Origin of the sequence: Collinsella sp. TM09-10AT (assembly GCF_003436275.1) — a bacterium.
Classification (GTDB): domain Bacteria; phylum Actinomycetota; class Coriobacteriia; order Coriobacteriales; family Coriobacteriaceae; genus Collinsella.
Map to the genome: position 1 here is coordinate 127843 of NZ_QSOP01000002.1, position 21843 is coordinate 149685.

Genomic DNA, 21843 nt, shown 5'->3' on the forward strand with positions numbered 1-21843 from the left:
GTAGTCGGAATCGGCCGCGTTTGCATATCGGTGAACGGTAGCCCGCGTTACCGATGAGCGGCTCGCGCAAATGTGCTTTGCCGTTGTGCTTAGGGCAGGTGACAAAAGGGCTCCCGTCCCACATCGGACGGGAGCCCTCAAGGCGCGTATTGCTAGGCGAGCGTTGGGCTAGTTCGCCATGACGCCTTCGGTCCAAGCCTCAACGTCCTCGATGCGCAGGACGTTGGCGACCTCGGCCACGCAGCCGACGCTGGCAAGCTCGGCGGCGGCAGCCTGGACGTCCTTCTCGAGCGCGCGGTGCGTCAGGAAGATGACCGAGCAGGCATCGCTGACGCCCGACTTGCCGTCCTCGACCTGGTTGATGAGCGAGATCGAGATGTTATGCTTGGCAAAGATGTCGACCGTCTCGGACAGGGCGCCCACGCGGTCGGCGACCTTCAGGCGCACATAGTACTTGGTCTGGAGCTCGTCCATGGGCTTAAAGGCGAGGTTGTGGCCATAGGGCTCAATCTCGGGCAGCGGAGCCACGCCGCGGCTGATCTGCTCGGAGAGCGACAGGATATCGCCCACGACGGCGCTCGCGGTGGGGAAGGAGCCTGCGCCCGCGCCGTAGAACATGGTCTCGCCCACGGCGTCGCCTACCACGTAGACGGCGTTCATGGCGCCGTTGACCTTGGCGAGCATATGGTCTGCGGGGATCAGCGTGGGATGCACGCGAACGTCGACGCCAGCGTCGGTGTTGCGGGCGATGCCGAGCAGTTTGATGGTGTAGCCGAGCTCGCGGGCCTGGGCGATGTCCTCGGCGCCGATGGTGCGGATACCCTGCTGGTACACATCATCGGTGGTAACGCGGGTGCCAAAGCCGATGGAGGCGAGGATGGCCGTCTTGCTGGCGGCATCGAAGCCGTCGACGTCGGCGGACGGGTCGGCCTCGGCATAGCCCTTAGCCTGTGCGTCGGCGAGCACGTCAGCGTAATCGGCGCCCTCGGCGTCCATGCGCGACAGGATGTAGTTGGTGGTGCCGTTGAGGATGCCGGCGATGGTCAGGATCTTGTTACCCACCAGGTCGTGCTCGAGTGTGCTGACAATGGGGATGCCGCCACCGCAGCTGGCCTCGCACTTAATCTGCACGCCGCACGCACGCGCCTTCTCGGCAAGCGTCTCGACGTGACGGCCCAGCAGGGCCTTGTTGGCAGAGACGACGTGCTTGCCGTGCTCAAAGGCGGTGGTGAAGATCTCGGTCGCGGGGTGCTCGCCGCCGATGAGTTCGACGACGATATCGACGGCTGGGTCGGTGACGACGTCATGCCAGTCACTCGTAAAGGCCTCGCGCTCAATACCGGCTGCCTCGGCCTGCTCCCAGGCAAGCGCGCAGGCGCGGGTCAGCTTAAGGTCGATGCCGTAGGCTGCCAGGTACTCATCGTGGTGGCTCTTGATCAGACGGGCCACGCCGCCGCCGACGGTTCCCAGACCGATCAGACCGACGTTCACGGTGCGCAGGGATTCGCTCATAGATAGCTCCTTCGTGCATCTTATGGATGGATTAACCGCTTAAAGGTTGAGTGCATTCTAGCGTGAACCGGGGGCGCGTGCTCGCCAGGCAACAGGAGCCGCACAAAACGGCACCCCCGAAACGCTGCGGAAACATTGGAAACACGCTCGCTACAAACGGACTTCTGTAACAAACTGTCAACGTTTGCGCCATAAGGTTTGCCCTGTACCGCAAGACGGCCGCACCGCGGCCAGCGAAAAAGGGGGACACCATGTTCAGCATCAACAGCACGCTCAGCCGTAGGAACTTTCTCGCCGGCGCTGCGGCGCTCGGCAGCACCGCCGCACTCGCTGGTTGCTCGTCGGGTGGCTCGGACGGCGGCACCGCCGATGACGGCAAGACCTTCAAGATCGGTGTCATCGGCCCTCTGACCGGCGCCGCGGCAACCTATGGCGTTTCGGCCGAGAAGGGTGCCAAGCTTGCCGCCAAGGATTTCTCGACCAAGGACCTCAAACTCTCGCTTAAGTCCGAGGATGACGTCGCCGACGGCGAGAAGGCTATCAACGCTTTCAATACCCTGTGCGACTGGGGCATGCAGGCGCTCGTCGGCCCCGTCACGACTGGTGCCGCCGTCGCTGTCTCGGGCGAGATCGCCGACGATATGCTCATGGTCACGCCCTCTGCTTCGTCCCTCGACGTCACCAAGGACAAGACCACGGTTTTCCAGGTTTGCTTTACCGACCCCACCATGGGCGCGAGTGCTGCCAAGTTTTTGGCCGAGAAGTATGCAGACGCCAAGATCGCCCTGTTCTACAACTCCGGCGATACGTACAGCTCGGGTGTTGCCGATGCCTTTGCCGAGCAGGCCAAGGAGTCCAAACTTGATATCGTCGATACCGAGACCTTTAAGGACGACTCCTCCACGAGCTTTACCAACCAGCTCACCAAGGCCAAGGAGGCCGGCGCCACGCTCATCTTTGCGCCGATCTACTACACGCCGGCGTCCGTTTTGCTCAAGAACGCCAAGGACATGGGATACGACATGACCCTCATGGGTACCGACGGCATGGACGGCCTGCTCTCCGTTGAGGGCTTCGACACCTCCCTTGCCGAGGGCGTGCTGCTCATGACCCCGTTCTCTGCCGACGATGAGAAGAACGCCGACTTTGTCAAGGCATATAAGGACGCCTACGACGAGACGCCCAACCAGTTTGCCGCCGATGCCTATGACTGCGTCCATGCGATTGTCGAGGCTATCGATAAGGCAGACATCGATATTACGGCCGACGGCGCCGACATTGCCGGCGATCTTGCCAAGGCCATGCGCAAGATCAAGATCGAGGGCCTGACGGGCGAGCTCACGTGGAACGACGAGGGCCAAGTCGAGAAGCCCGCTACAGCCTATGTGATCCAGGACGGCAAGTACATCGCCGCCTAAGTGCGTATAAAGCGCTACCGGTGAGGCCGTTTTAATCAGGACAGGGAAGCTTGTAACAGAATGGAAACATTACTTTCACACAATAAAGTGGCTAAACTGCATAAACCAATAGAAATACGCATAATTATGGATAAACGGACAAAACAAAAGAATAGTTGAAATAATCGCCACTTTTCTCAACTAAAGCGTCTACTATTTTGCGAACGCCGAACACGGCGAAGGATGGCCTGTTGGGTAACCGAAACCCGACGAGATTTGAGAGGAGAGCCGCATGTCGAGCCTCACCGGTAAGTCATTGAACCCTGTTATGAATCGCAGGAGCGTTATCGCGAGCGCAGCAGGTCTGGGGGCGATGTCCATTCTAGCTGGCTGCTCCTCCAACGGCGGCGACAGCGGTTCCGCTTCGGGCGACGCTTCGTTTAAGATCGGCACCATCGGCCCGCTGACCGGTGCCGCCGCGTCCTACGGCAAGTCCGTTACCCAGGGCGTCGAGCTTGGCTGCAAGGACTTCTCCACCAAGGAGCTGCCGCTTGCCAGCAAGGCCGAGGACGACCAGGCCGACGGCGAGAAGGCCGTCAACGCCTTTAATACCCTGCTCGACTGGGGCATGCAGGCCCTTGTCGGCCCGACCACCACGGGTGCGTCGGTTGCCGTTGCCGCAGAGTGCGGTAACGACCCCAAGACGTTCATGATCACCCCGTCCGCGTCCTCCGAGGACGTCACCGACGGCAAGGATTGCGTCTTCCAGGTTTGCTTTACCGACCCCAACCAGGGCGTCAACGCTGCCAAGTTCCTGGCGCAGAAGTATGCGGACGAGAAGTTCGTACTGTTCTATAACTCCGGCGACGCCTATTCTTCGGGTATCGCAGATTCCTTTAAGGCCCAGGCCGCTGAGTCTAAGCTCGAGATTGTTGACGAGGAGACCTTTAAGGACGACTCTGCCACGAGCTTTACCAACCAGCTGACCAAGGCCAAGCAGGCCGGCGCCACCATGATCTTCGCGCCGATCTACTACACGCCGGCGTCCGTCCTGCTCAAGAACGCCAAGGACATGGGCTACGACGTCAAGATGATGGGCTGCGACGGCATGGACGGCATCCTGGGCGTTGAGGGCTTCGACACTTCTCTTGCCGAGGGCCTGCTGCTTATGACCCCGTTCTCCGCCGACGACGAGAAGAATGCCGACTTCGTCAACGCTTACAAGGATAAGTACGGCGATACCCCCGACCAGTTTGCCGCCGACGCCTACGATGGCGTGCACGCGGTGGCTGAGGCCCTCAAGGAGGCCGGTCTTGGTGTCGACGCCGATCCGACCGAGGTCGCCGAGAAGCTGCCCAAGGCTATGCTCAAGATTACCGTTGACGGTCTGACCGGCAAGCTCACCTGGAACGATAAGGGTCAGGTCCAGAAGGACCCCACGGCGTACGTTATCACCGATGGCAAGTACGTACAGGCCTAATAGACCACCTTACATAGAGCGGTTTTGATCCCAAGCAGGGGAGGTTTTGGCCTTCCCTGCTTGCTTGGTATCTAGGGACAGTGTAACGTCCCTGTTTCATACATCAACTGGAAACCTATTCGAAAGGGGGATGTGGAACATGACGGTCTTTATCCAATACCTGGTCAACGGCCTGTCCATGGGCAGCGTCTACGCCATCATCGCGTTGGGCTACACCATGGTCTACGGTATCGCCAAGATGCTGAACTTCGCTCACGGCGACGTCATCATGGTCGGTGCCTATGTCTCGTTCTGCGCCACGTCGTATCTCGGCCTCCCGGGCTGGGCATCTGTAATTCTCTCTTGCGTGGTCTGCACGGTTCTCGGTGTTCTCATTGAGGGTCTGGCCTATAAGCCGCTGCGCCAAGCAGGCCCGCTGGCCGTTTTGATCACGGCCATCGGCGTGTCCTACTTCCTGCAGAATGCCGCGCAGCTTCTGTGGGGCGCCACGCCCAAGAACTTCACTTCGCTCGTCACCTTCCCGGTGCCGGAGTTCTTGGCCAAGTTCAACGTGAGCGCCGTGTCGCTCGTCACCATCGTCGCCTGCCTGGTTATCATGGCCGGCCTGATGTTCTTTACAGGTAAGACCAAGATGGGCAAAGCCATGCGCGCCGTGTCCGAGGACAAGGCCGCCGCTCAGCTCATGGGCATCAACGTCAACCGCACCATCTCGATGACGTTTGCCATCGGCTCTGCCCTTGCCGCCATCGCCGGCGTGCTCCTGTGCTCCTACTCGCCGGTGCTGCAGCCCACGACGGGTGCCATGCCTGGCATCAAGGCCTTCGACGCCGCCGTCTTTGGCGGTATCGGCTCCATCCCCGGCGCCTTTGTCGGTGGCATTCTCATCGGCATCATCGAGGCGATGGCGCAGGCCTACATTTCCACGAGCCTTGCCAACTCCATCGTCTTTGGTGTTCTGATCATCGTCCTGCTCGTCAAGCCTGCCGGCCTCTTGGGCAAGTACGTCCCCGAGAAGGTGTAGGTGAGCGTTATGAAGTTTCTTAAAGACAAGCAGACGCGTCACGACTTTGTTACGTACGCCATGTGCCTTGTGGCGTTCGCCATCGTGTTCTTTATGCAGTCCAACCACATGATTCCGCGCATGATCGCCGGTCAGCTGGTTCCCATTACGGCCTATATCGTCATGGCCATCTCCCTTAACCTCGTCGTCGGCATCGCGGGCGACTTGTCGCTGGGCCACGCGGGCTTTATGAGTGTCGGTGCCTATACGGGAATCGTCACCGCCGTCGCGCTGGAGAGCGCCGTTCCCTCCGATCCGGTGCGCCTTATCATCAGCATCGTGGTCGGCGCCATCGCTGCCGCCATCCTGGGCTTCTTGATCGGCATCCCGGTCCTTCGCCTGAGCGGCGATTACCTGGCTATCGTGACGCTGGCCTTTGGCGAGATCATCAAAGAGATCGTCACCTGCCTTATCGTGGGCGTCGACTCCCGCGGCCTGCATGTGATCTTTAACATTACAGGTAACTCCACGATCGACGACCTGCACCTGCTCGAGGACGGCACCGCCATCATCAAGGGCGCCCAGGGCGCATCGGGCGTGTCGACGTACTCGACCTTCCTCGCCGGTGCCGTCCTGGTCATGGTCGCACTCGTGATCGTGCTCAACCTGGTTCGCAGCCGTACCGGCCGTGCCATTATGGCCGTGCGCGACAACAAGATCGCTGCCGAGTCCGTGGGCATCTCCGTCACCGAGTACCGCATGATCGCCTTCGTGGTTTCCGCCGCTCTCGCCGGCGCTGCCGGAGCCCTCTTCGGCGGTAACTTCTCGCAGCTTTCCGCCACCAAGTTCGACTTCAACACGTCCATCCTCATCCTGGTATTCGTGGTCCTGGGCGGTCTGGGCAATATGCGCGGCTCCGTCATCGCGGCGGCGTTGCTCACGGTGCTTCCCGAGCTGCTCCGTCAGTTCTCGGACTACCGCATGCTCATCTACGCCATCGTGCTGATCCTGGTCATGATCTTTACCAACAACCCGCAGCTCAAGGCGTTCTTCGCACGCATTAAGGACCGCTTTGCTTCCAAGAAGGAGGTAGCAGCCGATGCCCAGTAAGTTTGAGTTCAACAAGGGCAAGATGGTCCCGTATCCTTCTGGCGCCATCGTTCCCGACCGCGACCTGGGCCAGCGCCCGGCGCTCGAGTGCATCCACTTGGGCATTGAATTTGGCGGCCTTAAGGCAGTCGACGACTTTAGCCTGACCATCGGTAAGACCGAGATCGCCGGTCTGATCGGTCCCAACGGTGCCGGTAAGACCACGGTCTTCAACCTGCTCACCAAGGTGTACCAGCCCACGCACGGTACTATCCTGCTCGACGGCGAGGACACCTCGGGCAAGTCGGTCTATCAGGTCAACCGTATGGGTATCGCCCGTACCTTCCAGAACATTCGCCTGTTCAACACCATGACGGTGGAGGACAACGTTAAGGTCGGCCTGCACAACCAGGAGCGCTACTCTGGTTTTGAGGGCGTGCTGCGTCTGCCGACGTACTGGAAGCACGAGAAGGCCGCCCACGAGCGCGCCATGGAGCTGCTGTCCATCTTTGATATGGAGCACCTGGCAAACGAGCAGGCCGGCTCGCTGCCTTACGGCGCCCAGCGTCGTCTGGAGATCGTCCGCGCGCTTGCCACCAACCCCAAACTGCTGCTGCTCGACGAGCCTGCCGCCGGCATGAACCCGTCCGAGACCGCGGAGCTCATGGAGAACATCGTCAAGATCCGCGACACCTTTGGCATCGCCATTATGCTTATCGAGCATGATATGTCGCTCGTCATGAACATCTGCGAGGGCATCTGCGTGCTCAACTTTGGTAAGGTCATCGCCAAGGGCACGGCCGAGGAGATCCAGAACAACGATGCCGTAATTGAGGCATATCTGGGCAAGCAGGATAAGGGGGAGAACTAAATGGCAGAGCCGATGCTTTCCGTCTACAACATCAACGTCTGGTACGGCGCTATCCACGCCATCAAGGACATCTCCTTTAACGTCAACGAGGGCGAGATCGTGGCCCTGATCGGCGCGAACGGCGCCGGTAAGTCCACGACGCTTAAAACCATCTCGGGCCTGCTGCGTTCCAAGACCGGCTCCATCAAGTTTATGGGCGAGGACATTACCCATACGCCTGCCGATAAACTGGTGGGCAAGGGCCTGGCCCAGGTTCCCGAGGGCCGTCGCGCCTTTTTGCAGATGACGGTCGAGGAGAACCTGGAGATGGGCGCCTACACGCAGCCCAAGTCCACGGTGGCTCCGGGCCTTGAGCGCGTCTACGAGCAGTTCCCGCGCCTTAAGGAGCGCCGTCGCCAGGTCGCCGGCACCCTTTCGGGCGGCGAACAGCAGATGCTCGTTATGGGGCGCGCCCTTATGAGCAACCCCAAGCTGCTCATGCTCGACGAGCCTTCCATGGGCCTGGCGCCGATTCTGATTGAGCAGATTTTCCAGATTGTCGAGGACCTGCACAAGGCCGGCACCACGGTGCTTCTGGTCGAGCAGAATGCGCAGATGGCGCTCTCGATCGCCACACGCGGCTACGTGCTCGAGACCGGCAAGATCACCATGACTGGCACCGGCCAAGAGCTCCTGCACGACGATAACGTCCGCAAAGCCTACCTGGGCGGTTAACTAGTTACGCGGTTTTACCAAACCGCGTAACGGCTCGACGCTGCAAGCCCGCCAGAGCGGCAATCTGCCTTTCAACTTCGGCGGCATGACCAGAAGGTCAATGCCGCCTCGTTTCAAGGCACCTTGCTCGCTCTGGCGGGTTTTCGCTGTCGTTGCCAAAACATCGACGTTGTGGCAGATGCCAACGACTATTCCCTTTAAGTTGCGGTGGAATAGGGACTAAATGGGAGCCTCAGAGGTCAAAAGAGTCCTTATTCCACCGCAACTTCATGGGGGTGTGTGACAATGCCCGTCGGAAAACATCTGCTGTCTTTGGGGGTCTAGCTATGCTGTACGAGTTTTGTGCCGAGAACTTTGAGCGTGTGCCGGCGGCTATCGATGCCGGTGCTAAGCGCATCGAGTTGTGCGACAACCTTGCCGTCGGTGGTACCACGCCCTCGGCCGGCGTTATCAGCACTACGGTCAGCTATGCTCACGAGCATGACGCGCGAGTGATGTGCATGATTCGCCCGCGTGGCGGTGACTTTCACTACAACCAGGACGAGCTGCGCATGATGGAGATGGACTTGGGTCTTGCCGTGAGCGCCGGCGTTGACGGCCTGGTCTTTGGCTGCTGCAAGCCCTGTGCCGGCGGCTGGGCGCTCGACGAGCTCACCCTCGGCGCCCTCGTGATGGCTACGGGCTGCGCGACCGAGGAGTGCAAGCGCGGGGCCATCGATATCACCTTCCACATGGCCTTTGACCAGCTCTCGCCCGAGGCTCAGCTGGACGCCATTGACACACTCGCCGACTGCGGCATCACGCGCATCCTGACGCATGGTGGTGCTGCCGGAACGCCGATCGAGGACAACCTGGAGCACCTGTCGCGTCTTGTCGAGTATGCGGGCGACCGCCTGACCATCCTTCCCGGCGGCGGCATTTCTACGGCCAACCGCGATACCGTGGCGGCGGCATTGAGCGTCTCCGAGCTCCATGGCACCAAGATCGTGCCGCTGGAGGCGTAACCCGTGGCGCTGGTATTTGACGTTCAGCAGGCGAACGGTAAGCCCGACGACAACCGGCGCCCTGGCACCGCGTGTCCCTTTTGCGATACCGAGGAACTTGCCGATATCATCCGGCGCGATGGTGACTGCATCTGGCTCGAGAATAAGTTCAAGACCCTGCGCGCCACCCGTCAAACCGTGCTGATCGAGTCGGCCGATCACGATGCCGACCTGGTGATCTATGAGCCGGATGAACTCCACCATGTGATGCGGTTTGCCCTGGGTTGCTGGCAGCAGATGATCGATTCACAGCAGTATCGCAGCGTTCTCATGTACAAGAACAAGGGTCCGCTCTCGGGCGGTAGTCTCGTTCATCCGCACATGCAGATTGTGGGTTTGGAGCAGGAAGACGGCTACACTTCGCTGACTTCCGCCAATTTCGAAGGCATCAATGTCTGGCAACAGGGGAGAATCTCGGTCAATATCTCAACCGAACCGATCATGGGGTTCTTTGAGATCAACGTTTCAGCCCCGCAGGGAATCGCCGCCAGCGATGACGCACGAGACCAAGCCGAGGCGGATCTCTTTGCCGATGCGATCCAGGTAGCTCTGCGCTATATCCTAAACGAGCACCACGGTGGTCGCGCAGAGTCGTACAACTTGTTCTTCTATCACCTGGGCGGTCGGACCATTGCCAAGGCGCTGCCGCGTTGGGTGGTTTCGCCCTACTTTGTCGGCTATCGTTTGGCCCAAGTCAATGCCGAGACGACGCTCGATATCGATGCTGAGCGTCTGCGTGCGCATCTGGAAACGCTCGTATAGCAAGACTAACACCCGCGTAATGCGGACAGCCTAGCGCGCCATGGCGTCGCGGCCGGCTTCGACCCGCTTGCGCTGTTTGGTGCGCTCCTCGCAGGTTAGGCACTCAAAGAGATGCCCGATAATCGAGGCCAGCACCTGCTGAAACAGCGTGCCGCACATGACGGGGAACACGACCTCGCCCGGAAAGTACTGCGTGGCGATGACGGCACCCGAAGAGATGTTGCGCATGCCGCAGGTAAAGCACATGGTAGTCGTCTCGCTATATGGCAGATGCAGCGCACGTGCGACCAGAAAACCGACGACAAAGCCGCTGATGGCGAAGACCAAAATAAAGAGGGCGACTTCCAGGCGCACCGCGTTTATGTGCAGCACGTACTCGCTCATAGCGGTGGAGTTGGACGCGATGACGCCCATCATCATGAACTTGCAGGCGGGCGAGAGCACGGGAGAGAGTTTCTCGTGGCCCCAGCCGCGCGTGAGTTCATTGATGGCAATACCGAGCACAGCGGGGATGGCGATCATAAAGGCCATGTTCTGCATCATGCTCGGCACGTCGATCGAGACGGTGGCGCCCAGCAGGAGCTTGAGCGTAAGCGGAATCGTCACAGGTGAGATGACCGAGGACGTCAGGATGATGGTGAGCGCGAGCGGGCCGTTGCCGCCGAACATGCTGATCCACATAAAAGCGGTGACGGCCACGGGCACGCTGTATTCGAGCACAATGCCGCAGACAAGGTTGGGGTTGGAGCCAAAGAAGAGTGACCCCATGGCATACGCCGCGATGGGAATAAGCACCGCCGAGACGAGCAGCGCCAAGACTAGGTGCAACGGACGGCGGAACACCTCGGTTACCTGGTGAAAGGTGTTGCTGAGCGCACCCTGAAACGTCATAAAGGCAAACAAGGTGGGAACGATGGGCTTGAGTACGCCAATCTGTTGGGGAAAGAGCACGCCGAGTGCCACGCAAATCGGAACGATGACCTGCATGTGCCCCGCGAGAAACTTGCCCAGTCCAACCCATTGCTTCATATGCGCTTGTGACTCCCTTTGCCCGTGAACCCGTTTTGAATGGATATGCTAGACGCTCGCATGCGTCCGTGCGTCAGAAACGCTCGAATATTTCGAGGCTATTACCGGCATCGTTTACCGAAACCGCGGCGTGCTGCGGCGATTTGCGTCTGCTCTGCACGGTATAATAAATCCGTTCAACAGATCTGCCTGCCGAAGCGGGCATACACAGAGGACTCATCGCTATGAACCGTGAGAGGTATCGCGGCGACCTGCCCCTATCGGGGGTGGGCGCCTATGTCATCGCTTAAGACGACGCATCGCTGGGCAGTCGCTCGGCAAAACCCCGAGCTCGAAAAGGAGTTTTCGGCTGGCCTGGGCATACCCGGGCTGGTGGCGCGCATTATGGTTGCGCACGGCATTACATCCATCGAAGAAGGCCAGCTGTTTTTGACGCCTTCGCTCGATCGCGACTGGGCCGACCCGCTCGTTATTCCGGGCATGGCGGTCGTCGCCGACCGCGTTGAGCGCGCTATTCGCAGCCACGAGCACATTGCGGTCTTTGGCGATTTTGATGTTGACGGTATTACGTCGACCTGCCTGTTGACCGAGGCATTGCGCACGTTTGGCGCCGATGTCACGCCGTTTATTCCGCATCGCTTTGACGAGGGCTACGGCCTGTCGCGTGCGGCGCTCGACCGCGTCAACGAGCTCGCCCAACCCAACCTGATTGTGACCGTCGATAACGGTATTGCCGCCAAGGAAGAGGTTTCCTATCTGGAGAGCCTGGGGATCGATTTGGTGGTCACGGACCATCACGAGCCCTCCGACCAGGTGCCGCAGGGCGTGCCCCTGACCGACCCCAAGCTCGAGGACGAGGGTCCCTCGCGCGAGCTTGCCGGTGCCGGCGTGGCGCTCAAGCTGGTGCAGGTCCTGGGCGAGCGTTTGGGCAAGCCGTCGTATTGGCGTTCGCTGATAGAGGTCGCAGCGCTGGGCACCGTGTCCGACATGATGCCGCTCACGCCCGAGAATCGCGCACTGGTCGCCGAGGGCATCCAGCAGATGCGCGTGACGGCCCGCCCCGGCTATATCGCGCTTGCCGCACTTGCCAAGGCCGACCTTTCTACCATTACGGCCGACGGCCTGTCGTTTTCGCTCATCCCTCGTCTGAATGCTGCCGGCCGCATGGCTGATCCCAAGCTGGCGCTCGACCTGCTGCTTGCCCGCGACCCCATCGAAGCGAGCACTCTTGCCGCCGAGCTCGAGGAAATCAATCGCCAACGCCGCGAGATCGAGGCCGAGCTTACGCGCGATGCCATGGCGAAGGTCGAGGAGACTTATGACGGCGGGCGCGCAATCGTCGTGGGTGGCGAGGGCTGGCACGAGGGCGTCAAGGGCATCGTGGCAAGCCGTCTGACCAACCGCTATCACGTGCCGGCGCTACTGTTCTCGATCGAGGACGGTATCGCGCGCGGCTCTGGTCGCTCGGTGGGCAAAGTTAACCTGTTTGACGCCGTCGAGCGCTGTTCCGACCTGCTGATTCGTCGCGGCGGACATGCCGGTGCGGTGGGTGTGACCATCGAGGCATCCAAGCTCGATGAGTTCCGCCGCCGCCTTTCCGCCGTGCTATCGGAGCTTCCCGCCGAGGACTTTGAAGACACCGACGAGGTCGCCGCCACCGTCGACCTTTCCGAGCTGAATATCGAGACCATCGAGCAGATCTCCCGTCTTGAGCCGTTTGGCCAGGGCAACAAGGTGCCGCTGCTGGCTGCCGAGGGCGTGACGATGTGCGACCGCGCCGTGGTGGGCAAAACCGGCGAGCACATGCGCTTTGTGGCGACCGATGGCGCCGCGAGTGTGCCGGCCATTATGTTCCGCGTGCCGCAGATCGATAAGCTCATCAATTGCGATAGCGCCGTCGACTTGGTGTTCGAGGCCGTGGCCGAGCATTGGCAAGGTCGCGTAAAGCCAAAGCTCATGATCAAGGATGTTCTGGTTCGCGATACCACGCTGCCCAGCGTCGATGATCCGGCGTGCGAGCTTCGCCGCGGCGTGCAGCCGGCGGATTCTGGCCTGCGCCTGGAGTCGCGTAAACGCGAGACGCTCGCCCAGCTTTCCTATACCGAGCTCACGCGCTCGCTTATCCATAGCTTTATCGGATCGAACCAGCCGCACCGCGCGCAGGTTGAGGCGCTCGATGCCTTGGCCGACCACCAGAGCGTCTTGGCCGTTATGGGAACGGGCCGCGGCAAGTCTCTCATCTTCCATGTACATGCTGCGCGCGAGGCTGTCCTTCGCGGACGTGCGAGCATCTTTGTCTATCCGCTGCGCGCGCTTGTTGCCGACCAGGCCTATCACCTCTCGTCGACGATGGCAGCGCTTGGCATTGGCGTTGGCGTGCTGACCGGCGAGACCGTGGAGGCCGCACGCGATGATGTGTTCGCCGGCCTAGCTTCGGGCCGCACCGGTATCGTGCTCACGACGCCCGAGTTCCTATCTATCCACCGTGACCGCTTCGCGCGTTCGGGCCGCATCGGCTTTGTCGTTATCGATGAGGCGCACCACGCCGGCCTTGCCAAGGGCGGCGACCGCAGCGCCTATCTCGACATGCCCGATATCCTCAAAGCCCTGGGCGACCCGGTTGTTATGGCTGCGACGGCCACCGCGACGGCTCCGGTCGTGGCCGAGCTTGCCCGCATGCTGCCGATTACTCGCACGGTGGTCGACGAGACGGTGCGCGAGAACCTGCAGCTCGAGGACGACCGCGACCTTGCGAGCCGCGAGAACCGTTTGGTGTCGATCGTGGCGACGGGGGAGAAGACCGTCATTTACGTCAATTCGCGCGACCAGTCCGTGGCGCTCGCCAAGACGTTGCGCAAGCGTGTGCCCGATTGCGCAACCCATATCGCGTTCTATAACGCGGGGCTTGCGCGCTCCGATCGCCGCCGCGTGGAGGAAGCATTCCGAGACGGAAGCCTCAGCTGCATCGTCTCGACCTCTGCCTTTGGCGAGGGTGTCAATCTGCCCGATATCCGCCATGTCGTGCTGTACCACATGCCGTTTGGCGCCATTGAGTTCAACCAGATGAGCGGGCGTGCCGGTCGTGACGGACAGCCCGCCGTGATCCACCTGCTCTATTCGTCGCGCGACGCCCGCATCAACGAGCGCCTGCTCGACTGCTACGCACCCGAGCGCGACGAACTCGTCACACTCTATCGTGCGTTGCAGACCATGTGGCGCTCCAACCGCGGTAAGACCGGGGATGATTCATTCTGCGCAAGCGATATCGACATCGCGCAGATGTGCCTTGCCATCGATGCTCGCACGCCGGTCGACGAGCGCTCGGTGGAAAGTGGCCTGGGAATCTTCGAAGAGCTTGGTTTCTGTCGCATTTCGGGGTTTGACGACACCCGTCGCATCGCGATGGCCGAAAACCCCGGCCGTGTGCAATTGAGCAGGTCAATTCGCTATTTGGAGGGCTTGCGCTCGCGCATGGAGTTCTCGGCTTTCCGGAGTTGGGCGCTCGATTCGTGCGCTTCTGATATGCTAGCCAAAGTTAACCGCCCGATCGTACCGCGGGCCTAGGGGAAGGGGACCTCGATGGATGCCGCAGCCCGTACCGCCCATGATTCCACCCTCCAGCCGTTCTCGGAGATGGAGCACTATAAGCATGCCGATGAGCTGCCGCCCGAGATTATGGCGGACAGCTACGACAAACTGGAGCGCCTGTGCCTCAAATATATGAATGAGGACGACTTTTCTAAGGTGGAGCAGGCCTATTGCTTTGCTGCCGAGAAGCACTGCAACCAAAAGCGCCGCTCGGGTGAGATGTACATCAACCATCCCGTCGAGGTGGCCATCATTTTGGCCGATCTCAAGATGGACTGCGATGTAGTGTGCGCCGCGCTGCTGCACGATACCGTCGAGGATACCGAGACCTCGCTTGCCGATGTTTCCGGCCTGTTTGGCGATACGGTGGCCGAGCTCGTCGATGGCGTGACCAAGCTCACCAACATCGAAGTCGACAGTATGGACGAGAAACAGGCGCTCACGCTGCGAAAGATGTTCCTCGCCATGTCCAAGGACATCCGCGTCATCATCGTTAAGCTTGCCGACCGTCTGCACAACATGCGCACCCTTGCAGCCCTGCGTGAGGACCGTCGCCTGTTTAAGGCTCGCGAGACCATGGACGTGTATGCGCCCCTGGCCGACCGTCTGGGCATGAGCTCCATTAAATGGGAGCTCGAGGACCTGTCCTTCTTCTACCTGGAGCCCGATGCCTACCAGCGCATCGCACGCATGGTGGCGGAGTCGCGCGAGGTCCGTGAGCGCTATCTGGCCGAGACCATCAAGACGCTCACCGACGAGCTCAACCGCATTGGCCTGGAAGACTTCCAGATCAACGGCCGTTCCAAGCACTATTGGTCCATCTACCAAAAGATGAAGCGCAAGGGCAAGGAATTCTCCGAGATCTACGACCTGGTGGCACTGCGCGTCATCACGCATTCGGTGCGCGATTGCTACTCCACGCTCGGCGCGGTGCACACGCTGTGGCACCCCATGCCCGGCCGCTTTAAAGACTATATCGCCATGCCCAAGGTCAATAACTACCAGTCGCTCCACACGACGGTCATCGGCCCCACGGCTCGCCCGCTCGAGATTCAGATTCGAACCTATGAGATGCATGAGCAGGCCGAGTACGGCATTGCCGCCCACTGGCTATATAAGAAGTCGGGCGGATCGTCTGCTTCCAAGACCAATGACGCTCAACGTTTGGACGACCAGATCAACTGGCTCAAGCATTCGCTCGATTGGGCGGCTTCCGACGAGATCACCGATGCCAAGGAATACCTGCATTCGCTGAAGGTCGACCTCTTCGATCAGGAGATCTTTGTCTTTACGCCCAAGGGCGAGGTCATGGCGCTTCGTGCCGGCTCCACGCCGCTCGACTTTGCCTACGCCGTTCACACCGAGGTGGGAAACCATTGCGTCGGCGCCAAAATCAACGGTGCGGTGGCTCCGCTCACGCACGAGATTAAGACGGGTGACCGTGTCGAGATTCTGACTAACAAGAGTTCCAAGCCGTCGCGTGATTGGCTCAAGATCGTTAAGACACCTTCCGCCAAGTCAAAGATCCGCCGCTATTTTGCCGCTGCGACCAAGGACGACGACGCTGCTGCTGGTCGCGATATGCTGGCTAAGGACCTGCGTAAGCGTGGCTATGGCATTTCTACGCCGCGTTCGACGCGTGCGCTCAACGCCGTGGCGGAGCAGTTTAACTTCAAGCAGCTCGAGGACCTGTTTGCCGCCGTCGGCGCCGGCAAGGTTGCCCCGCGCGCTGTGGGCAATAAGGTCGAGCAAATCTTGGACCCCAAGCCCGAGGAACAGCTCACCAAGGCCGAGGCTATCGCCGAGGTCGTGAAGCAGCCTGCTCGCGGCTCCAACCGCAAGCCGCAAAAGCGCGGCAAGAGCGCCAGTAACGGCATTATCGTCAAGGGCGAGAGCAACAGCGGCCTACTGGTCCGTCTGGCTCATTGCTGCAACCCCGTGACGGGCGACGACATCGTCGGCTTCATCACGCGCGGTCGTGGCGTTTCGGTGCATCGCGCCAACTGTCCCAACGTCAAGGGTCTTATGGAGCATCCCGAGCGCATGATCGAAGTGGAGTGGGACGGCGCTGCCGACACCCTCTTCCAGGTCGAGATCGTGGTCGAGTGCCTGGACCGCATGGGCCTGCTCAAGGATGTCACCATTGCCATTGGCGATGCGGGCGGCAATATCCTTTCTGCCGCCACGTCGACCAACCGCGAGGGTATTGCAACCCTGCGCTTTATGGTCGAGATCTCGGACGCGAGTGGTCTGGATCCGCTGCTGGCCTCCATCAGCAGCGTTGACTCGGTCTACGACGCGCGCCGCCTGATGCCCGGTGAGGGTGGAGCCCAGCTTAAGCGCCGCGTTTAGTCGCGACGAACGTGTCACATTATCGATATTCGCTACACTCGAGGCATCGTTTGATGCCTCGAGTTCTATAGAGAGGAGAGGGACATGAGTGCTGTGTCCTTGGATTTAACTCCCAAGGGATCGGTCGAGATCGAGACGCTCGTAAACGGTCCCATTCAGACCAATAGCTATGCTGTTATTTCGGACAATGAGTGCGTGATTATCGATCCCGCATGGGAAGGCGAACGCCTGGTGGAGCATATTCGAGCCGAGCATCCCGGCGTACGCGTGTTTGGCGCCGTATGCACTCATGGCCATGCCGATCATGTTGGTGGTGTTGCAGGCGTGCGAACCGCCGTTGGCGAGGGCTGCCAGTATGAGCTGTGTGCTAAGGATGTGGCGGTGCCGCATGCGAACATCGAGGAACAGCGAGCTATGTGGGGCATTGAGACGCCTGACCCCGGGGAGCCGACGCACCTGCTCGCCGAGGGAGATGCTATCAAGGTGGGCGATATCTACCTGCAGGTGATCGAGACGCCAGGGCATACGCCGGGCGGGATCGTCTTGTTTGCTGCCACCGAGCAGGGGAACATTGCCTTTGTGGGCGACACCCTGTTTCCGGGTGGGCACGGCCGCACCGATCTTTCTGGAGGAGACGAGGCGGCGATTCTGCGCTCGCTCTCCAAGCTCGCCCGGCTTCTCCCGCCCGATACCGTTTGCCTAACCGGTCATGGCGATTCGACCACCATGGCACGCGAGCTCATGCAGAACCCTTTCATGCAGATTTAGCTTAATAGTCGGCTTTTGAAGCACGAGAAGCGTCCAAACGTCAAGCTATTTTTCCCCAACGGGTCGATTTCGTAGGGCAAACGGTCAAAAAAGTCTGTTTGGACGATATTCGTGAACAAACGAACGTTTATGCTCGGGTGCGCCGTGGTAAAATCTCAGACGTTATCGGAGCAACCTTACAGGAGGTTTCTTTTATGCTCGTCAACGCAGCAGACATGCTCAAGAAGGCCGAGGCCGGCAAGTACGGTCTTGGTGCCTTCAACACCAACAACCTCGAGTGGACCCTGGCTATTCTCCAGGCCGCCGAGGAGGCCAAGTCTCCGCTGATCCTTCAGTGCACCGCTGGTGCCGCTAAGTGGATGGGCGGTTTCAAGGTCTGCGCCGACATGGTCAAGGCTGCCGTCGAGGCCACGGGCGTTACCGTTCCCGTCGCCCTTCACCTCGATCACGGTTCTTACGAGGACTGCTTCAAGTGCATCGAGGCCGGCTTCACGTCCATCATGTATGACGGCTCTCACGAGGAGACCTTCCAGCTTAACCTCGACCGCACCAAGGAGCTCGTTGAGCTTGCTCACTCCAAGGGCATGTCCATCGAGGCCGAGGTCGGCGGCATCGGCGGCACCGAGGACGGCGTGACCTCCAGCGGCGAGCTCGCTGATCCTGCTGAGTGCAAGCAGATCGCTGACCTGGGTGTCGACTTCCTCGCCTGCGGCATCGGCAACATCCACGGCGTGTACCCCGCCGACTGGGCTGGTCTTTCCTTCGAGCGTCTGGGCGAGATTAAGGCCCAGACCGGTGACCTGCCCCTCGTTCTGCACGGTGGCACCGGCATCCCCGAGGATCAGATCAAGAAGGCCATCTCCCTGGGCATCTCCAAGATCAACGTCAACACCGACCTGCAGCTCGTCTTCGCCAAGGGCGTCCGCGAGTACATCGAGGCTGGCAAGGATCAGCAGGGCAAGGGCTTTGACCCCCGCAAGCTCCTCAAGCCTGGTCGCGACAACATCGTTGCCCGCACCAAGGAGCTCATGGAGGAGTTTGGCTCCGTCAACAAGGCGTAAGCGTCGCTAAACTTCCCGCCGGAAGCCCCGTCCCCCTACACTGTTTCCTTTGCGCTCACCTGGCTTTGCCAGAAGTCGCGCCAAGAAAACAGCTCCGGGGGACGGGGCTTCCTTCGTTTAACGCCGCAGGGTTACGAGTCTGAATTAAGATGGCTACTGGCTTTGCCAGAAGTCGCGCGACGGAATCAGCTCCGGGGAAACGGGGCCTCCTTTGTTAACTTGCTACAGGGTTACTGGTCTGATTTTAGTTATATGGTTACCGTTCAGCGGTGTTGATGGCTCCCTTGTTGGGGCTTTCTTTTTATCTCGCTACAATGGGCTTCAAGCGTTCTAGTGACTTGGAGTTTTGGTATGGCTGTTATTAATGTGCTGCCTTCGGATGGGAAGGTTATTGACGAGGGTCCAGTTGGTTGCTCTGCTGATGTTTGCTGTGATGACTTTCGTCATCTCGATGTTGGACTGCCGCCCGAGATTCTTCGTCTTATGGATGCCGGGTATTTGACGCAGGCTGTTGCTGCCTGCGATCGCCTTTTGGAGCAGAACTCCGAGCCTTCGCTGGCTGCTTGTGTTCGTGCCGAGCGGTATCGCATGCTCGAGACGCCGCTTCATTTTTCGGTGTCGCGCGACCAGGCTATTGCGATGATTCGCGAGGAGTGGCCAGAGTTTACCGAAGAGCAGTTTGATGACCTGATTAATCGTAAGCGTATTGACTGGCGCTTTATCGATGGCGAACTGTTCGTTCTCGACAACTTCCTCGATTCGCTTCGCGTATATCCCAAAGAGGTTCCCGGCATGCGGCCCGATTCTACGGACGGAATAGCACTGCGCAACGAGATGCTCAAGGAGATGGAGTCACAAAACGGATTGGCTCGCGTCATTACGCTTAAAGCGTCCGTGTCTGTCCCCGGCGCTCTGGAAAGGGAGACCGTTCGCGCGTGGCTACCCGTTGCCGTCGCCTGTCGTCAACAGTCTCATATCGAGGTTCTCGATATGACGCCGGAGGGTGCTGTTGCCCCCGCGAATGCTTCGGCGCGTACCGCCTCGTGGTCTTCTTCGAGTGAGCGCTCATTCTCGGTGACCTATCGCTATCAAATTGATGCCGCTTATCGTGATGTCTATGGGGGTGCGCTTCCGGTGCATCCTTGCATGGACACGCCACTGCCCGTGGACACCTCCGAGGACCGTCCGCACATTGCATTCACGCCGTATCTACAGCAGCTGACAGCCCGTGTCATTGACGGGCTCGAGGATCCGCTCGATCGCGCCCGTGCTATCTATGATTACCTGACGCAGTACATCGACTATCGCTATCAGCCGCCGTACTTGCTTTTGGGATCTATTGCCGATGACTGCGCGCATTCGCTCCGCGGCGATTGCGGCGTTATGGCGCTCACGTTTATCACCATGTGCCGTATCGCGGGCGTGCCTGCCCGTTGGCAGAGCGGCCTGTATGTTGCGCCCGATTCGGTGGGGTCGCACGACTGGGCAGAGTTCTATACGCCGCAGACCGGATGGCTCAACGCCGACGTGTCATTTGGATCTTCTGCTCGCAGGATGGGGGAGGAGTGGCGCCGCCGTCACTACTTTGGCAATCTCGACCCGTGGCGTATGGTGGCCAACAATCGATTCCAGGCAGAGTTTGAGCCCTCTTTCGACGGCATGCGCGAGGACCCTTACGATAACCAGATGGGTGAGGCTTCGGTCGACGGTCGCGGATGCCGTCGGCGCGAGATGCTCCGCACGGTCGAACTCATCGAAATGCTCGAAGTTCCATTTTCGGACTAATCGGTAGAAAGCTGTGATAAACTAACTCACGCATTGCGTGCCCGAGTGGCGGAATTGGCAGACGCAGTGGACTCAAAATCCACCGTTGGCAACAACGTGCGAGTTCGAGTCTCGCCTCGGGCACCATACATGCAAGTGAGCGTTCAAGGGGGTTGCGGCCCCCTTTTTCGTGCCGAACTCGCGTGAGCGCGCGAAGCGTTAAGCAAACAGGCCTGTGGCCTGTTTGTAGCGGAGCGTGGCGAGGGCGCCACGCGCCCGAAGCCCGGGGCTTCGCGAAGCGAAGGCCCTTCGAGTCTCGCCTCGAGCACCATACATGCAAGTGGACGTTCAAGGGGGTCAAGGCTCCCTTTTTCGTGTACGTAATGTGATAACGCGCGGTACGTGTTATTATCGCCAAGGCGTTGTCCCCGCAATGCCTTAAAGAGGAACCCGAGGGTTCCCACCTTTTGGCGCCAATGAGCAGCTGACTGGTCATACAACTTAGATTCCCTTCCTCAAATCGAGGAAGTCTATGTGTACGACCTGGTTGCTGAGAAGCGCCGGGTTATTTTTTTATGAATGGAGGTAGGGAAAATAGCTAAGTCTGATGACACCCGCATCAACGACGAGATCACTGCATCTTCGTGTCGTTTGATTGGCGTCGATGGCTCTCAGCTCGGCCTGTTCGCCATCCGCGATGCCCAGCGCGTCGCCGACGATCAGGGTCTCGACCTGGTCGAGATCGCTCCCAACGCGGAGCCGCCGGTCTGCAAGGTCATGGACTACGGTAAGTTCAAGTACCAGCAGGCCATGAAGGCCAAGGCTGCTCGTAAGAACCAGTCCAAGGTCGAGGTCAAGGAAATGAAGTTCCGACCCAAGATCGACGTTGGCGACTACGAGACCAAGAAGGGCCACGTTCTGCGTTTCCTCAAGAAGGGCGCACGCGTTAAGATCACCATCATGTTCCGCGGCCGTGAGATGGCTCACCCGGAGCAGGGCCTTAACGTTCTCGAGCGTCTCGCCGAGGATCTCAAGCCTTACGCTACGGTCGAGTCCAAGCCTAAGATGGAAGGCCGTAACATGCTTATGCTGCTCGCCCCGATTAAGGGCGCCTTCGATGAGGATAAAGCGGCAAGCGATAGCAAGTAACTAGTGTTCTGTAACCGATTAAGGAGTATTTCATGCCTAAGATGAAGTCCCACAGCGGCACCAAGAAGCGTTTCCGCAAGACTGGTACCGGCAAGCTTATGCGCGCCAAGGCTTTCAAGAGCCACATCCTGAGCAAGAAGTCCACCAAGCGTAAGCGTGGCTTCCGTCAGGAGACCGAGATCGCCGCTGCCGACCGCAAGGTCATCAAGTCGCGTCTCGCCTAAGTTCGCGTTCCCGTTTTTCGTTTTACCGTCTAGGAGTTGA

Annotated in this window: 17 protein-coding genes and 1 tRNA gene; 16 read left to right on the plus strand and 2 right to left on the minus strand. The window is 59.9% G+C overall.

What is annotated here, in order from left to right; all coding sequences use genetic code 11:
* Positions 1-168: 168 nt before the first annotated feature.
* Positions 169-1512 (minus strand): homoserine dehydrogenase, encoded by a 1344-nt coding sequence (locus DXD77_RS01510; RefSeq protein ID WP_089573312.1) that lies wholly within the window; start codon positions 1510-1512, stop codon positions 169-171.
* 251 nt (positions 1513-1763) lie between these two features.
* On the opposite strand from DXD77_RS01510, the gene DXD77_RS01515 reads away from it, so the two are divergent.
* From DXD77_RS01515 to DXD77_RS01550, 8 genes are all read left to right on the plus strand, one after another.
* Positions 1764-2930 (plus strand): ABC transporter substrate-binding protein, encoded by a 1167-nt coding sequence (locus DXD77_RS01515; protein ID WP_117563491.1) that lies wholly within the window; start codon positions 1764-1766, stop codon positions 2928-2930.
* A gap of 271 nt (positions 2931-3201) precedes the next feature.
* Complete coding sequence (locus DXD77_RS01520) at positions 3202-4389, plus strand: ABC transporter substrate-binding protein (protein ID WP_117563490.1); 1188 nt, start codon at positions 3202-3204, stop codon at positions 4387-4389.
* 139 nt (positions 4390-4528) lie between these two features.
* A complete protein-coding gene (locus DXD77_RS01525; RefSeq protein ID WP_089573309.1) occupies positions 4529-5410 on the plus strand; it encodes a branched-chain amino acid ABC transporter permease in 882 nt (293 codons plus the stop codon).
* A gap of 9 nt (positions 5411-5419) precedes the next feature.
* Entirely contained in the window at positions 5420-6499 is a 1080-nt protein-coding gene (locus tag DXD77_RS01530) for a branched-chain amino acid ABC transporter permease (RefSeq protein ID WP_089573308.1), read from the plus strand.
* Positions 6489-7349: an ABC transporter ATP-binding protein gene (locus tag DXD77_RS01535; RefSeq protein WP_089573307.1), complete on the plus strand. Its 861-nt coding sequence runs from the start codon at positions 6489-6491 to the stop codon at positions 7347-7349. Before DXD77_RS01530 ends, DXD77_RS01535 begins: the two co-directional genes overlap by 11 nt.
* A gap of 12 nt (positions 7350-7361) precedes the next feature.
* A complete protein-coding gene (locus DXD77_RS01540) occupies positions 7362-8063 on the plus strand; it encodes an ABC transporter ATP-binding protein (protein ID WP_117563737.1) in 702 nt (233 codons plus the stop codon).
* A 326-nt stretch (positions 8064-8389) separates the two neighbouring features.
* Positions 8390-9067, plus strand: a complete 678-nt coding sequence (locus DXD77_RS01545; protein WP_089573303.1) for a copper homeostasis protein CutC — start codon at positions 8390-8392, stop codon at positions 9065-9067.
* Between the two features lie 3 nt (positions 9068-9070).
* Positions 9071-9868, plus strand: a complete 798-nt coding sequence (locus tag DXD77_RS01550; protein ID WP_089573302.1) for a DUF4931 domain-containing protein — start codon at positions 9071-9073, stop codon at positions 9866-9868.
* A gap of 30 nt (positions 9869-9898) precedes the next feature.
* Here the strand turns inward: DXD77_RS01550 and DXD77_RS01555 are convergent, their stop codons facing one another.
* On the minus strand, positions 9899-10897 hold the full coding sequence (locus tag DXD77_RS01555) for a bile acid:sodium symporter family protein (RefSeq protein ID WP_089573301.1): 999 nt from the start codon (positions 10895-10897) through the stop codon (positions 9899-9901).
* A gap of 276 nt (positions 10898-11173) precedes the next feature.
* On the opposite strand from DXD77_RS01555, the gene recJ reads away from it, so the two are divergent.
* From recJ to rpmI, 8 genes are all read left to right on the plus strand, one after another.
* Positions 11174-14461 carry a single-stranded-DNA-specific exonuclease RecJ gene (gene recJ, locus DXD77_RS01560; RefSeq protein ID WP_117563488.1) on the plus strand — a complete coding sequence of 1096 codons (3288 nt, stop codon included), beginning with the start codon at positions 11174-11176 and terminating at the stop codon, positions 14459-14461.
* Positions 14462-14476: 15 nt separating this feature from the next.
* A complete protein-coding gene (locus DXD77_RS01565) occupies positions 14477-16837 on the plus strand; it encodes a bifunctional (p)ppGpp synthetase/guanosine-3',5'-bis(diphosphate) 3'-pyrophosphohydrolase (protein WP_089573299.1) in 2361 nt (786 codons plus the stop codon).
* 84 nt (positions 16838-16921) lie between these two features.
* The gene (locus tag DXD77_RS01570; protein WP_117647487.1) at positions 16922-17605 is read left to right on the plus strand and encodes an MBL fold metallo-hydrolase; all 684 of its coding nucleotides are present in this window, start codon (positions 16922-16924) and stop codon (positions 17603-17605) included.
* A gap of 194 nt (positions 17606-17799) precedes the next feature.
* Positions 17800-18666 (plus strand): class II fructose-1,6-bisphosphate aldolase, encoded by an 867-nt coding sequence (fba, locus tag DXD77_RS01575; RefSeq protein WP_035137086.1) that lies wholly within the window; start codon positions 17800-17802, stop codon positions 18664-18666.
* A 351-nt stretch (positions 18667-19017) separates the two neighbouring features.
* On the plus strand, positions 19018-20451 hold the full coding sequence (locus DXD77_RS01580; protein WP_117647489.1) for a transglutaminase-like domain-containing protein: 1434 nt from the start codon (positions 19018-19020) through the stop codon (positions 20449-20451).
* A 39-nt stretch (positions 20452-20490) separates the two neighbouring features.
* A tRNA-Leu gene (locus DXD77_RS01585) sits at positions 20491-20577 on the plus strand.
* 432 nt (positions 20578-21009) lie between these two features.
* A complete protein-coding gene (gene infC / locus DXD77_RS01590) occupies positions 21010-21579 on the plus strand; it encodes a translation initiation factor IF-3 (RefSeq protein WP_089573296.1) in 570 nt (189 codons plus the stop codon).
* Positions 21580-21611: 32 nt separating this feature from the next.
* Complete coding sequence (gene rpmI / locus DXD77_RS01595) at positions 21612-21803, plus strand: 50S ribosomal protein L35 (protein WP_006234422.1); 192 nt, start codon at positions 21612-21614, stop codon at positions 21801-21803.
* The last annotated feature ends 40 nt before the right edge of the window (positions 21804-21843 follow it).